Genomic DNA, 13945 nt, shown 5'->3' with positions numbered 1-13945 from the left:
GTGGTCGATCGGAAACCGTCGTGGTGTGTTCGGCGGCGTCGAGGCGGGTCGAACCGCCCCCACCGACCTTACTACGGGTGGCTAATCTCCTCGGCCATTGCGAGGAGGGTGCGGACCGCGACGCCGGTCGGGCCCTTGGCGGTGAAGCCGTAGGGGGCGTCGCCGTTCATCGCGCTCCCGGCGATGTCCAGGTGGGCCCACGGGATTCGGGTGGTGCCGCCCTCCTCGTCGGTGCGGTCCGCGATGAACTCCTGGAGGAACGTGCCTGCGACGAGCATGCCGCCCGCGGTGTTGCCGGGCTTCGCGTTGGCGAGGTCGGCGACGTCGGAGTCGAGGACCTTGCGCAGCTCCGCGGGGAACGGCATCGGCCAGAACAGTTCGTCCGCACCGGAACCGGTCGCGATGAGGTCGGTGACGAAGGAAGCGTCACCCATGACGCCCGTGTAGCGGTTGCCGAGCGCGACCACCGCCGCTCCCGTGAGGGTCGCCACGTCGATGATGGCGTCCGGGCCCTCCTCGCCTGCGGCGACGAGTCCGTCGGCGAGGACCAGCCGGCCCTCGGCGTCGGTGTTGGTGACCTCGACCGTGCGTCCACCCCGGATGGTGAGGACGTCGTTCGGCCGGATCGCCGTGCCCGACGGGAGGTTCTCGGCGAGGCAGAGCCACGCGGTCAGCCGGGTGGGCACTCCGAGACGCGCGGCCGCGGCCAGGACGGCGAGCACGGTCGCCGCGCCGGTCATGTCGTACTTCATGCCGACCATCGAGACCGGCGGCTTCAGCGAGAGGCCGCCGCTGTCGAAGGTGATGCCCTTCCCGACGAGGGCCAGGTGGCTCCGGGCCGCCTCAGGGTGGTAGCTCAGCTTGACGAGTCGCGGAGGCCGGGAGGAACCCCGTCCGACGCCGAGGATGCCGCCGAAGCCGTCCTCGGCCAAGCGGGTCTCGTCCCATTCCTCGACCTCGACGTCGAGGCCGTCGACCGCTGCTCGGGCCGCGTCGGCGAAGGTCGCCGGGTAGAGCTCGTTCGGCGGCGTGTTGACCAGGTCCTTCACGAGCGCGATGGCCTCGGCGACCGCGGTGGCGTGCTCCGCGAGCCCGGCATCCGGTGCGTCCACGGTCGACGGGACGACGACGGAGATCCACCCGAGCGGTGTCGGTGCCGGGGCGGATCCGACACCGCGCGACGCGGTGTAGCGGTAGGCGCCGATGGCCGCCCCCTCGAGCACGGCTTCGGCGGCGGCGGCCGTCTCCTCCGTCAACGCGAACGCGATCGAGGCCTGGCCGTCGATCGTCCGGGTCACCGCACCCGCGGCTCGTCGGAAGGCCGCGTCGTCCGCATCCGGACCGAGGCCGACCAGCACGAGACCGGAGGCCGCGCCGAACCGGTCCGGGAGGCGTCGCACCTGGTCTTCGGACCCCGTGACACCGGAGGCGCGCAGCTCGTCCGCGAGCGGCGCGTAGACGTCGGGCGCCAGGAGCTCCGGGCCGTCGTCGCCCTTCCTCACCGCGAGGACGAGCAGTTCAGCCTCGACTCCCTCGACGTCGGCGGACAACACGGAGAGCACAGGGATCGTCATGCCTCCATCGTAGGCACGTGCCGTTCCGGTCCGATGCGGGGCCGCCGGTGTTCGCTCTCGGCGGTACCGCCGACGCCCGGAGGGGAAGGGCGCTGCGACACCCCCGTTTAGAGTTGAAGCATGCCTACGCCTGACGACCTCTACGAGGTGCACCCGGAGATCGACATCCCCGCCGGCCTCCACCTCGTCGCGGGGCTCACCGGGTTCTCCGACGCCGGCGGCGCGGTCGGGCAGTTGAACGCCTACCTCGACGACGTCCTCGACACGACGGTCATCGCCGAGTTCGACGCCGACGTCCTGCTCGACTACCGGGCCCGCCGGCCGATCATCTCGTTCGACCAGGACCACCTGACGGAGTACCGGCCACCCCGTCTGACCCTGTCGCTCGCCCACGACGAGCTCGGGTCGCCGTTCCTGCTGCTCACCGGTTTCGAGCCCGACTTCCTCTGGGACCGCTTCGTCGCGGCCGTGCTCGAGCTCGTCGACCGCTTCCGGGTCAGCGACACCACGTGGGTGCACGCCATCCCGATGCCGGTCCCGCACACGAGGCCGATCGGCGTCACCGTCAGCGGCAACCGGTTCGACCTCATCGAGTCGCTCTCGGTCTGGCGCCCCCGCACCCAGGTGCCGTCCAACGTGCTCCACCTCCTCGAGTACCGCCTCTACGAGCGCGGCGACAGCATCGCGGCCTTCGTGCTCCTCATTCCGCATTACCTCGCCGACACGGAGTTCCCGGCCGCGGCGATCACGGCGATCGAGAGCCTCAGCGCGGCGACCGGGCTCATCTTCCCCACGGACCGCCTCCGCGAGGACAGCCGCGACTTCCTCGCCAAGATCGACGAGCAGGTCGGGACCAACCACGAGCTCGGCCAACTGGTCACGACGCTGGAGGAGCGGTACGACGCCTACATGGCCGACAACTCGCCGAAATCACCGCTCACCGACATCGACGGGGCGCTCCCGACGGCCGACGAGATCGCCGCGGAGCTCGAGAAGTTCCTCGCGAGCCGGCGCCACGGCGACGAGGACCGCTCGACCACCTAAGCTGGATCGGTGGGATCTCGACGCGTCTGGTGGGTGTTCGGCGTCGGGGTGTTCGCCTACCTCATCACCGTCATGCAGCGGTCGACGCTCGGCGTGGCGGCGGTGGACGCCACCGAGCGGTTCCAGATCGACGCCGCCGCGCTCTCGACCCTCGCGGTCGCGCAGCTCATCGTGTACGCCGCCATGCAGGTCCCGGTCGGGGTGCTCATCGACCGCCTCGGACCTCGCGTCCTGATCATCGCGGGGCTGACGGTCGTCATGGCGGGCCAGATCTTGCTGGGCCTCACGACCGAACTCGGCGGCGCGATCGTCGGCCGGATGCTGGTCGGCCTCGGCGACGCCGCGGTGTTCACCTCCGTGTTGCGGCTCGTGAACTCCTGGTTCCCCACCCGTCGGGTGCCGATCGTCTCGCAGTGGGTCGGCAACATCGGTCAGATCGGACAGGTCCTCTCGGCGGTGCCGTTCTCCTTCGTCCTGCACGCCTTCGGCTGGTCGCCGGCGTTCCTCAGTGCGGCCGGTCTCGTCCTCCTGGCACTCGTCGGGGTGTTGATCGTCATCCGTGACCGGCCGTCCGGTTCCGACGAGGCGCCGCGCCCCGAGACCTGGGGCCACGTCGTCCGCGAGGTCCTCATCAGTCTGCGTCGGCCAGGGACGCGTCTCGGGTTCTGGTCGCACTTCGTCACCCAGTCCTCCGGCACGGTCCTCACGCTGCTCTGGGGCTTCCCCTTCATGGTCTACGCCCTCGGCTACCCGCAGCCCCTCGCCGCATCGTTGCTCATCGTGATCGTGGTCTCCGGCATGATCGCCGGACCCGTCCTCGGGGTGCTCACCGCCCGGTTCCCGTACCGGCGGAGCAACCTCGTGCTCGGGATCGTCACGGTCATGGGCGTCGCCTGGTCCGCACTCCTCCTCTGGCCGGGCATCCCGCCGATGTGGCTCGTGATCGTCCTGTTCGTCGTGGTCGGGGTCGGGGGCCCCGGTTCACTCATCGGGTTCGACTTCGCCCGCACCTTCAACCCCATCCGCGCGCTCGGCGGGGCGAACGGCATCGTGAACGTCGGTGGGTTCCTCGCCAGCTTCGTCATGATGTTCCTCATCGGCCTCATCATCGACGCGGTCAGCGGGGGATCCCGTGCCGACTACTCCATGGACAGCTTCCGGATCGCCTTCTCCGTGCAGTACCTGGTGGTCGGGTTCGGGGTGGCGATGCTGCTCGTCGCCCGCTCCCGCACCCGGAGACGCTTCGCCGAGGACGAGGGCATCGCCGTCGGTCCACTGTGGATCGCGGTCCGAGCCAGGCTCGGGCGCCGTCGCTGAGCGTTCGCTTCGTCCCCTGATCCCACCCTTGACAAACGGCCTGTGGCTCTGGGGTCTTCCTGCGCGCGCTATAATGGAACACGGACCCGTTCACCTCTCGGAATGTCGGCGGCCCTTTTCGGGTTGCACTGCACCAAGACTTGACATGGGTCCTCGTAATGTCCGAAATCACGGACGATCCGGCGATGACTGTCCATGCCGGGTCCGAACAGGAAGGTGCAGCTATGGCCACCAAGACGGCTCGCGCAGACGAAGCAGCGCCAGCAGACGAGGCCACGGAGGCTCCCGCAGCGAAGGCTCGGACCACCAAGGCCACCACGACCCGAGCGAAGGCTGCTCCCAAGAAGGCCACCCGCGCCAAGGCGGGCACGACGTCGAACACGGAGCCCGATGAGGGCTCGGACGACGAGGACGTCGTCGTCGAGATCGTCGCCGACGACGCCGTGGTCGACGCGCCCGCGGGCGACGCCACCGAGGCGGTCGAGGAGGAGGACGACAAGTCCGTGCCGGAGATCACCCTCCCCACCGACGCACTCGTGCTCTCCAACAGCGACGACGACGAGATCCCGGTGTACTCGGCCGCGATCACCGGCGCCACAGCCGACCCGGTCAAGGACTACCTCAAGCAGATCGGTAAGGTCGCGCTCCTCAACGCGGCCGAAGAGGTCGAACTCGCGATGCGCATCGAGGCGGGCCTCTTCGCCGAGGACAAACTCGCCCAGCTCTCCGACCTCGAGAAGCGCTCGCGGGTCGGTCGTGAGCTCCAGTGGGTCGCGAAGGACGGCGCCCGTGCCAAGAGCCACCTCCTCGGGGCGAACCTCCGACTCGTCGTGAGCCTCGCCAAGCGGTACACGGGCCGCGGCATGCAGTTCCTCGACCTCATCCAAGAGGGCAACCTCGGCCTCATCCGCGCGGTCGAGAAGTTCGACTACACCAAGGGCTTCAAGTTCTCCACCTACGCGACCTGGTGGATCCGTCAGGCCATCACGCGTGCCATGGCCGACCAGGCGCGCACCATCCGCATCCCGGTGCACATGGTCGAGGTCATCAACAAGCTCGCCCGCGTCCAGCGGCAGATGCTGCAGGACCTGGGCCGCGAGCCCACGCCCGAGGAGCTCAGCCGCGAACTCGACATGACGCCTGAGAAGGTCATCGAGGTCCAGAAGTACGGCCGCGAGCCCATCTCGCTGCACACGCCCCTCGGCGAGGACGGCGACAGCGAGTTCGGCGACCTCATCGAGGACACCGAGGCGGTCGTGCCGGCCGACGCCGTCAGCTTCACCATGCTGCAGAAGCAGCTGGAGTCGCTCCTCGACTCGCTCTCCGAGCGGGAAGCGGGCGTCATCCGGATGCGCTTCGGCCTCGGCGACGGCATGCCGAAGACGCTCGACCAGATCGGCGACACCTTCGGGGTCACCCGTGAGCGCATCCGGCAGATCGAGTCCAAGACCATGGCGAAGCTGCGTCACCCGAGCCGATCCCAGTCGCTCCGCGACTACCTCGAGTAGGAGCATGCGCTACGCCCCGGCCATCCTCGCCGGTCGTGCCGTCCGATTCCTCGCCAGGCTGCGCAAGCCGGGCGGGGGATCGGCCGTTCCCGGCCTCGTGGTCAACCGCATCGCGCCCGGGTTCCTCCCCGACACGTTGAACGCCTTCCCGCGTGGTCTCGTGATCGTGAGCGGATCGAGCGGGAAGTCCACGACGACCAAGATGCTCGTCGGCATCCTGCGTGCCCACGGCGTGTCGGTCTTCACGAACCCGTCCACGGCGAACATCTCCCAGGGCCTCACCTCGGCTCTCCTGGAACGAGCCGACCTCCGCGGCCGGATCGACGCCGAGCTCGGGGTGCTCGAGATGGACGAAGGACACGGCGCGCTCATCGCGCCGCGGCTCGCGCCCGCCCACGTCATCCTGACCAACGTGTCCGTCGACCAGATCGACCGCTTCCACGACGCCGCCATGGTGGCGCGCATGCTCGACGCGATCGCTGCCCGATCGAGCACATCGCTCGTCCTGAACGGCGATGACGCGCTCGTCGACGCCGTCGCGCCAGGCAGCGACGCGACGCGATGGCGGTACGGCGTCTCGACGGCCGTGCTCGGGGCCAGCGCACGCGGCCTCGGGTACAGCACGACCTCGTCCGATCGGGTCGACCCCGGTTCCGGAACCGTCGTCGAAGCCCTCGACGGCGATCTGGTGTCCATCACCCACCGCGGCGAGCCCGTCCGATTCCGTCTGCCGGCCCGCGGCGTGCACTACGCCGTGGATGCGGCTGCCGCACTCTCCGGCGCCGCCGCGATCCTCGGCCCCGAGTTCCAGCTCGCCACCGCGGCTGAGTCGTTCCACGCGCTCACGCCGGTGTTCGGCCGCGGCGAGGTGACGACCGTCCGCGGTGTCGAGGTCGAGTTCGTCCTCGTCCAGAACCCCGCGAGCTTCCAGCTCAACGTGGACAGCCTGGCGGCCGACACGGAGCAGATCCTGGTGGCCGTCGGAAGCGACGTCCGCGATCCCTCGTACCTCTGGCCGGTCGACACGTCGAGGCTCGGTCGTGTGGCGCTCGTGTCGGGGTCCAAGGCCTGGGAGGCCGCTCTGCAGCTGGGCTACGACGGCGTCGAGATCGACCGCATCGAACCGGACCTCGGCACGGCGTTGGACGCGTTCCTCGCCCTCCCGGCGCCCGCGCACGGTCGGAAGACCGTGATCTTCACCGCCGACTCGATGCGCCGCACCCGCGCGCACCTCGGCCTCGCCTCGAACGATCAGGACGACGCATGACGACCGAGCCGACGATCACCATCGCCGTCCTCCTGCCCTCGAGCTGCAATGTGAACGGCGACGCCGAGAACGGTGCGGTCCTCGCTCGCAGGGCACGCGCGCGTGGCCTCGCCGTCGAGCTCGTCCCGGTCGAATCGGTCGCCGAACTCCCGAGCACGGTCCACGCGGTCGTCCTCGGGTCGTGCGACGACCCGTCGGCGCCACAGGTGCTCGAGGCGCTCCGGCCGTTCCGCGACGCCTTCATCGCCTGGGTGGAGGCCGGCGTGCCCGTCCTCGCGGTCGCCAATGGTTGGAAGCTCCTCTCTCGCCGGCTCGAGCTCGCGCCGGGGAGCTGGGTCGAGGGCCTCGCCATCATCGAGGGCGACGCCCCGTTGCGGCGCACGCGGGCGAGTGACGACCTCGTCGTCGTGCCGAGCGGCGGCCTCGAGCTCGACGCCCCGGTACTCGTCGGGTACGAGAACCACGGGCGGGACTTCCGAGCCGGGACGGGCGTCGAGTCGATCGGCTCCGTGCAGCACGGACGAGGCAACGGCGACGGCACGGAGGGTGCGCTGGTCGGCCCCTTCGTCGGAACCCACCTGCACGGTCCCGTCCTCGCCAAGAACCCGGAGCTGGCCGATCGGCTGCTCCGTCTGGCGATCACGGTCGCCGCGGGCACCTCGATGCTCGACGAATCACCGGAACTCCACGCCCTCGACGAGATCGCCGCCAACGCCAGAGCGCAGATCGTCTCCGCTCTCGGTTGAGGCCGCGGGCGATCGAGCCCGCGCTGGTCCGTGTCCGAGCTTCCTCGATGACATGACGAAGGGCCCCGGATCTCGGATCCGGGGCCCTTCATCGTGATGCCGGTGGACTAGGCGCGCTGCTCGGTGAAGAGTCGTGCGGACTCGTCGTGCCAGTCGGTCGCGACCTGCGTCAGCTTCTCCTGGTACTTCTTGCCGTGGTGCGCGCAGAACAGCAGCTCACCGCTGTTCATCTGCACGCGGATGTAGGCCTGTGCTCCGCACAGATCGCAACGATCGGCGGCAGTCAGTTGCTGGGCGTCGAGGTCACTCGGCGTGCTCTCGGTAGCAGTCTGTGACATGTGCTCCTCCTGACTCGGGCGGCTACGAAACTCGTAGTACTCATGAAAGCACGCGATTGTCACAACGGGGTCCCAATCCGTGCTCTTTTCGCTGTGCGCGTAGATGATTCGGATCAACCGCGCAGCCGGATGGGTCGACGGCCCGCGACAACGCGCCGTCGAGCGGGTCCGGACGATCGCGCGCCGAGTGTCTCCCTCGGCGTGTCGGCGGCGACGACTACGCTGGGAAGCGTGAGCAGTGACTACTCCGCCAGGCATCTCTCCGTCCTCGAAGGCCTCGAGGCGGTGCGCAAACGACCGGGCATGTACATCGGTTCCACCGACTCGCGTGGTCTCATGCACTGCCTCTGGGAGATCATCGACAACTCCGTCGACGAGGCACTCGGCGGGTACGGCGATCAGATCGAGATCGTCCTTCACGCCGATCAGAGCGTCGAGGTGCGCGACCACGCGCGTGGCATCCCGGTGGACATCGAACCGAAGACCGGCCTCTCCGGCGTCGAGGTCGTCTTCACCAAGCTCCACGCCGGCGGGAAGTTCGGCGGCGGTTCCTACGCCGCGTCCGGCGGGCTGCACGGCGTCGGCGCATCCGTCGTCAACGCCCTGTCCGAGCGGCTCGACGTCGAGGTCGATCGCGGCGGCAAGACCTACGCCATGTCCTTCCACCGCGGTGAGCCGGGGATCTTCGCCGACACGGGGGAGCCGACCCCGGACGCACCGTTCACGCCGTTCGAGAAGCAGAGTGAACTCCGTGTCATCGGCAAGACCAAGCGCGGCGTGACCGGTACCCGGATCCGCTATTGGGCCGACCGCCAGATCTTCACGAAGGGCGCCCAGTTCCAGGCCGAGGAGCTCCTCGGCCGCGCGCGCCAGACCGCCTTCCTCATCAAGGGGCTCGGGATCCACATCCGCGACGAGACCGTCGAGGAACCGACCGAGGCGGTGTTCCGCTACGAGGGCGGGATCTCCGAGTTCGTCGACCACCTCGCGGGAGACACCGCACTCACGGACACCTGGCGCCTCACCGGCAGCGGGACGTTCACCGAGACCGTCCCGGTGCTGTCGCCGTCGGGCACCATGGTCGCCACCGAGGTGGAGCGCGAGGCAGAGGTCGACATCGCGCTGCGGTGGGGGACCGGGTACGAGACGGTCATGCGCAGCTTCGTCAACATCATCGCGACGCCGAAGGGCGGCACGCACCAACTCGGATTCGATCAGGGCCTGCTGAAGTTCCTCCGCGCCCAGGTGGAGCAGAACGCCCGCCGGCTCAAGGTCGGCTCGGACAAGCTCGAGAAGGACGACGTCCTCGCGGGCCTCACGGCGGTGCTGACGGTGCGTCTCGCCGAGCCGCAGTTCGAGGGCCAGACGAAGGAGATCCTCGGCACGCCGGCCGTCCGCGCCATCGTCGCCAACGTCGTCACGAAGGAGCTCAAGGAGCGGTTCGCCTCGACCAAGCGCGACGACAAGGCGCAGACCGCGCTCGTGCTCGAGAAGATCGTGTCGGAGATGAAGTCCCGGATCTCCGCGCGGACCCATAAGGAGACGCAACGCCGCAAGAACGCGCTCGAGAACTCGTCACTCCCGGCCAAGCTGGTCGACTGCCGCTCGGGCAACCTCGAGTCCAGCGAACTCTTCATCGTCGAGGGCGACTCGGCACTGGGCACGGCGAAGCTCGCCCGAGACAGCTCCTACCAGGCGCTGCTCCCGATCCGAGGCAAGATCCTCAACGTGCAGAAGGCCTCCGTCTCCGACATGCTGTCGAACGCGGAGTGTGCGTCCATCATCCAGGTCATCGGAGCGGGCTCCGGACGATCGTTCGATCTCGACGCCGCCCGCTACGGCAAGATCATCCTCATGAGCGACGCCGACGTCGACGGCGCCCACATCCGGACGCTCCTGCTCACGCTCTTCTTCCGGTACATGCGGCCGCTGATCGAAGCGGGTCGCGTGTTCGCCGCGGTACCGCCGCTCCACCGCGTCATCGTCATCAATCCCGGCTCCAAGCCGAACGAGACGATCTACACCTACTCCGAAGCCGAACTGCACGCGGTGCTCAGCGACCTCAAGCGCGCCGGCAAGAAGCACCAGGAACCGATCCAGCGCTACAAGGGCCTGGGGGAGATGGACGCCGACCAGCTGGCCACGACCACCATGGACCGCCGTCACCGGACGCTGCGCCGTGTCCGGGTCGAGGATGCGGAGTCGGCCGGACGGATCTTCGAGCTCCTCATGGGCAACGACGTCGCCCCGCGCAAGGAGTTCATCGTCGACAGCTCCGACCGGCTGTCACGGGAGAGCATCGACGTCTGATCGTCGGTCGTCCACCGAAGAGCAGGACCGACGACGAAGGCCCGGATCGAGCAGTGCGCTCGATCCGGGCCTTCGTCGGTGTGCAGCTCCGGTCAGGACGATTCGTCGCCCGCTACCGCGTCGTCCGTCGCCGGTGCCGCCGGTGCGGTGATCGCGCCGCCGATGAACCCGACGGGGGCATCGAGCGGCGCCCCGGAGGCATCCCGCTTCGCGCCGACCTCCGGGAGCGTCCGCGGTGTCCCGTCCGTACCGACGGCGTGTGCCGGAGCGGCGCCGACCCACGCGACGGCCAGCTGGTCCTCGCCCTTCAGGAAGCGTTGCGATCGGACGCCGCCGGTCGCGCGACCCTTGGCGGGGAACTCGGAGAACTCCGACACCTTCGCGCTCCCGGTGTCCGTTCCGGCGAGGGTCAGTGAATTGGTCGCGACCGTCACGACGACGACGTCGTCGGTGGGCAGGACCGCCGTGAACGAGATGACCTTCGCACCGGTTGCCAGGTTGATGCCGGCCATGCCACCAGCGGCCCGCCCCTGCGGACGGACGGACGTCGCGGGGAAACGGAGCAGCTGTGCGTCGGAGGCGACGAAGACGAGTTCCGCGTCGTCGCCGACCTGCGTCGCCCCGACGACGTGGTCGCGCGGCTTGAGCGTGATGACCTCGAAGTCCGGCTTGTTCGGCAGGTCGCCGGGGATGACCCGCTTGACCACGCCGGTCTCGGTTCCCAGCACGATCGGCTGCTCCGAGGTCAGCGAGACGATCGCCAGCACGCGCTCATCGCGGTTCGGGAGCGAGAGGTACTCGCCCATCCGGACTCCGGCCGCGAGCTGGATGGAGGCCGCCGGCACCGCGGGGAGGTCGAGCGGGGTGAACCGGATGACACGACCGAGACTCGTGACTGCACCGAGTTCGGTGCGGCTCGTGGTCTCGACGACGCTCAGGATCGCATCGTGCTTGCTCCGTCGACCGGGTCGTGGTGCGGGCGCGTCCTGCTCGAGGTCGACGCGGAGCGCCCGTCCGGTCGCGCTGAGGTAGACGCGGCACGGGGTGTCGGCGAGCTCGAGGACCGGGGCGCTCTTCCCTCGGCCGGTCGTCGCGACGCTCGGCTTCGCGTTCGTCAGCATGGTCCGGCGCGGTGTGCCGAACTGTTCGGCCGCAGCGGCGAGCTCTGCGGAGACCGCCGCACGGATGAGTCGTTGGCTCCCGAGCAACCGCTCGAGTTCGGCGATCTCCGCCAGCAGCTTGTCGCGCTCGGCCTCGAGCTCGATCCGCGAGAACTTGGTGAGTCGTCGGAGGCGGAGTTCGAGGATGTACTCGGCCTGGAGCTGAGAGAGGTCGAAGACCTCGATGAGGCGCGCGCGGGCCTGTTCGGAGTCGTCGCTCGCGCGGATGACCTGGATGACCTCGTCGATGTCGAGGATGGCGATGAGGAGCCCCTCCACGAGGTGGAGGCGTTCCTTGCGTCTCGCCAAGCGGAACCGGCTCCTGCGGGTGACCACGCTGATGCGGTGGTCGACGTACACCTGCAGCAGGTCCCGGAGGCCGAGCGTCTGCGGGCCACCGTCGACGAGCGCGACGTTGTTGATGCTGAAGGAGTCCTCGAGTGGTGTGTAGCGGTAGAGCTGCTCCAGGACGGCCTCGGGGGAGAATCCGGTCTTGATGCCGATCACGAGGCGGAGCCCGTGGATGCGGTCCGTCAGGTCGGTGACGTCGGAGATGCCGTTGAGCTTCTTGGAGCTGACGCCGTCCTTGATCTTCTCGATGATTTTCTCCGGACCGACCAGGTAGGGCAGTTCGGTGATGACCAGACCGGTCTTCCGCGCGGTGACCGCTTCGACGGAGACCTTGGCGCGGGTCTTGAAGGAGCCGCGACCGGTGGCGTAGGCGTCCTTGATGCCGTCCAGTCCGACGATCGTGCCGCCGGAGGGCAGGTCGGGACCCGGGACGAACTCCATCAGGTCCTCGAGGGTGGCCTGGGGGTGCGCGAGGAGGTGCCGTGCGGCGCCGATCACCTCGACGAGGTTGTGCGGCGCCATGTTGGTCGCCATACCGACCGCGATACCACTGGCGCCGTTCACGAGGAGGTTCGGGAACGCGGCCGGGAGGACCTCGGGCTGCATGAACTGGTTGTCGTAGTTCGGGACGAAGTCGACGACGTCCTCGTCGAGGTCGGCCGTCAGGGCGAGCGCGGCGGCGTCCAGCCGGGCCTCCGTGTACCGCGGCGCGGCGGGCCCGTCGTCGAGCGAGCCGAAGTTCCCGTGCCCGTCGATGAGCGGGACGCGGAGCGTGAAGGGCTGTGCGAGGCGGACGAGGGCGTCGTAGATCGCCGTGTCGCCGTGCGGGTGCAACTTCCCCATCACCTCGCCGACGACGCGGGCCGACTTCACGTGGCCACGATCCGGGCGCAGGCCCATCTCGGTCATCTGGTAGAGGATGCGGCGCTGCACCGGCTTCAGGCCGTCGCGCGCGTCGGGGAGGGCGCGGGCGTAGATGACCGAATAGGCGTACTCCAGGAAGGAGGTCTGCATCTCCGACGAGACATCGATGTCCTCGATGCGCTCGCCACTGGTCTCCGTCGGCGGGGTCTGCTGTTGGCGGGTCATTCCGTGTCTCTGCTGAGGGGAGTCGAGCCGGTGCTCGGCGAGGATGGCGGGGCGTGGTCGTCAGCGCGGTGTGCGAGACTGAGCCCGATGACCACCATGCTACCGACGGTCGATCCGGAGTCACGCAGCCTTGCCGGTGTCCTCCCGGATTGCCTCGCATCCCTGACGGTGGGCGGTGGATCGCTGCCCCGGGCCGACCATGCCGTCGTCGTCCTCGTCGACGGGCTCGGCGCCGCGAACCTCCGTGGAGCAGCCGCCCACGCTCGGTTCCTCGCGCCGCGCCTCGGTCCGCGCTCCACCACGACGTCGGCGTTCCCGTCGACGACCGCGGCCGGGATCGCGACGCTGACCACGGGGGCGTTGCCGGGCCGGCACGGCCTCGTCAGCTACCGAGCACGGGACGTGGCGGGGGACCGGGTCGTGAACCAACTCAGCGGCTGGGACGCCGGCATGGTGCCCGAGAGGTGGCAGCACCTCCCGACCGTGTTCGAGCGGGCGAGAGCCGAGGGCGTCACGACGACGGTGATCGGTCAGGAGCGGTATCGCAACTCGGGTTTCACCCGGGCCGTGCTCCGAGGGGCGGACTACCGGGCCGGCCGCTCGATGGCGGACCGCCTCGACGCGGCCCGCGAGATCGCGTCCACGGCCGCCGGACCCACACTCAGCTACGTGTACGTCCCCGAGCTCGACCAGGCGGCGCACGAGTACGGGTGGGAGTCGGGACGCTGGACGGCGCTCCTCGAGGAGCTCGACGGTGATCTCAAGCGGTGGTCGTCGCGACTGCCCGCGTCGACCGGCGCACTCGTCACCGCCGATCACGGGATGATCGACGTCGCACCCCATCAGCACGTGCTCTTCGACCAGGTGCCCGAGCTGGTCGCCGGTGTCCGCCACATCGGCGGGGAGCCGCGATGCCTGCACCTCTATCTCGACGCCGACGCGGGTCCAGCGGATCGGGAGCGCCTGGCTGAGGCCTGGCGAGCCGAGGAAGGTGGCCGCGCCTGGATCGCGACACGCGAGCAGGCGGTCGACCACGGCTGGTACGGCGAGGTCGACCCTGAGGTGCTGCCGCGCATCGGCGACGTCATCGTCGCCGCCCGCAAGCGCATCGCCTACTACGATTCACGTCCCGCCGATCAGAGCGCGAGGGGCATGATCGGACAGCACGGATCGCTCACCGACGACGAACGCCGGATACCGCTCCTCGGCCTCGGTCGTTACGAGCCCTGAAGCCCTGACCG

At 69.2% G+C, this 13945-nt stretch carries 10 protein-coding genes; 7 read left to right on the top strand and 3 right to left on the bottom strand.

All coding sequences use genetic code 11. The features are described 5' to 3' along the window. Positions 1–71: 71 nt before the first annotated feature. Entirely contained in the window at positions 72–1574 is a 1503-nt protein-coding gene (locus HOW07_RS01330; RefSeq protein ID WP_175115875.1) for a leucyl aminopeptidase, read from the bottom strand. 120 nt (positions 1575–1694) lie between these two features. On the opposite strand from HOW07_RS01330, the gene HOW07_RS01325 reads away from it, so the two are divergent. The 5 genes from HOW07_RS01325 to HOW07_RS01305 all read left to right on the top strand — a co-directional run bounded on the left by HOW07_RS01325 (position 1695) and on the right by HOW07_RS01305 (position 7456). After that, positions 1695–2618, top strand: a complete 924-nt coding sequence (locus tag HOW07_RS01325; RefSeq protein ID WP_064293774.1) for a proteasome assembly chaperone family protein — start codon at positions 1695–1697, stop codon at positions 2616–2618. A 9-nt stretch (positions 2619–2627) separates the two neighbouring features. Beyond that, complete coding sequence (locus HOW07_RS01320; RefSeq protein WP_175115874.1) at positions 2628–3935, top strand: MFS transporter; 1308 nt, start codon at positions 2628–2630, stop codon at positions 3933–3935. A 185-nt stretch (positions 3936–4120) separates the two neighbouring features. After that, positions 4121–5443, top strand: a complete 1323-nt coding sequence (locus HOW07_RS01315) for an RNA polymerase sigma factor (RefSeq protein ID WP_121290746.1) — start codon at positions 4121–4123, stop codon at positions 5441–5443. A gap of 4 nt (positions 5444–5447) precedes the next feature. Further along, on the top strand, positions 5448–6710 hold the full coding sequence (locus tag HOW07_RS01310) for a MurT ligase domain-containing protein (protein ID WP_175115873.1): 1263 nt from the start codon (positions 5448–5450) through the stop codon (positions 6708–6710). After that, a complete protein-coding gene (locus tag HOW07_RS01305; RefSeq protein ID WP_175115872.1) occupies positions 6707–7456 on the top strand; it encodes a hypothetical protein in 750 nt (249 codons plus the stop codon). The genes HOW07_RS01310 and HOW07_RS01305 overlap by 4 nt, the downstream gene beginning before the upstream one ends. A gap of 107 nt (positions 7457–7563) precedes the next feature. Here the strand turns inward: HOW07_RS01305 and HOW07_RS01300 are convergent, their stop codons facing one another. After that, a complete protein-coding gene (locus HOW07_RS01300) occupies positions 7564–7794 on the bottom strand; it encodes a hypothetical protein (protein ID WP_056011197.1) in 231 nt (76 codons plus the stop codon). Positions 7795–8025: 231 nt separating this feature from the next. On the opposite strand from HOW07_RS01300, the gene HOW07_RS01295 reads away from it, so the two are divergent. After that, complete coding sequence (locus HOW07_RS01295) at positions 8026–10104, top strand: type IIA DNA topoisomerase subunit B (RefSeq protein WP_371743545.1); 2079 nt, start codon at positions 8026–8028, stop codon at positions 10102–10104. 92 nt (positions 10105–10196) lie between these two features. Here the strand turns inward: HOW07_RS01295 and HOW07_RS01290 are convergent, their stop codons facing one another. Continuing rightward, complete coding sequence (locus HOW07_RS01290) at positions 10197–12704, bottom strand: DNA topoisomerase (ATP-hydrolyzing) subunit A (protein WP_175115870.1); 2508 nt, start codon at positions 12702–12704, stop codon at positions 10197–10199. An 87-nt stretch (positions 12705–12791) separates the two neighbouring features. Here HOW07_RS01290 and HOW07_RS01285 point away from each other — a divergent pair, with 87 nt between their 5' ends. After that, positions 12792–13934 (top strand): alkaline phosphatase family protein, encoded by a 1143-nt coding sequence (locus tag HOW07_RS01285; RefSeq protein ID WP_254628148.1) that lies wholly within the window; start codon positions 12792–12794, stop codon positions 13932–13934. Positions 13935–13945: the final 11 nt, after the last annotated feature.

The sequence above is a fragment of the Plantibacter sp. MCCC 1A11337 genome (assembly GCF_013349365.1).
In the GTDB taxonomy this organism is placed as follows: Bacteria; Actinomycetota; Actinomycetes; order Actinomycetales; family Microbacteriaceae; genus Plantibacter; species Plantibacter flavus_A.
The sequence above is the reverse complement of the archived record's forward strand: the minus strand, read 5'-3'. Positions and strand labels throughout refer to the sequence as shown.

What these genes read in the sequence shown, in the direction of transcription:
- HOW07_RS01330 (WP_175115875.1), bottom strand. Translation starts at nt 1,574, where the DNA reads ATGACGATCCCTGTGCTCTCCGTGTTGTCCGCCGACGTCGAGGGAGTC.
- HOW07_RS01310 (WP_175115873.1), top strand. Translation starts at nt 5,448, where the DNA reads ATGCGCTACGCCCCGGCCATCCTCGCCGGTCGTGCCGTCCGATTCCTC.
- HOW07_RS01305 (WP_175115872.1), top strand. Translation starts at nt 6,707, where the DNA reads ATGACGACCGAGCCGACGATCACCATCGCCGTCCTCCTGCCCTCGAGC.
- HOW07_RS01290 (WP_175115870.1), bottom strand. Translation starts at nt 12,704, where the DNA reads ATGACCCGCCAACAGCAGACCCCGCCGACGGAGACCAGTGGCGAGCGC.
- HOW07_RS01325 (WP_064293774.1), top strand. Translation starts at nt 1,695, where the DNA reads ATGCCTACGCCTGACGACCTCTACGAGGTGCACCCGGAGATCGACATC.
- HOW07_RS01300 (WP_056011197.1), bottom strand. Translation starts at nt 7,794, where the DNA reads ATGTCACAGACTGCTACCGAGAGCACGCCGAGTGACCTCGACGCCCAG.
- HOW07_RS01285 (WP_254628148.1), top strand. Translation starts at nt 12,792, where the DNA reads ATGACCACCATGCTACCGACGGTCGATCCGGAGTCACGCAGCCTTGCC.
- HOW07_RS01315 (WP_121290746.1), top strand. Translation starts at nt 4,121, where the DNA reads ATGACTGTCCATGCCGGGTCCGAACAGGAAGGTGCAGCTATGGCCACC.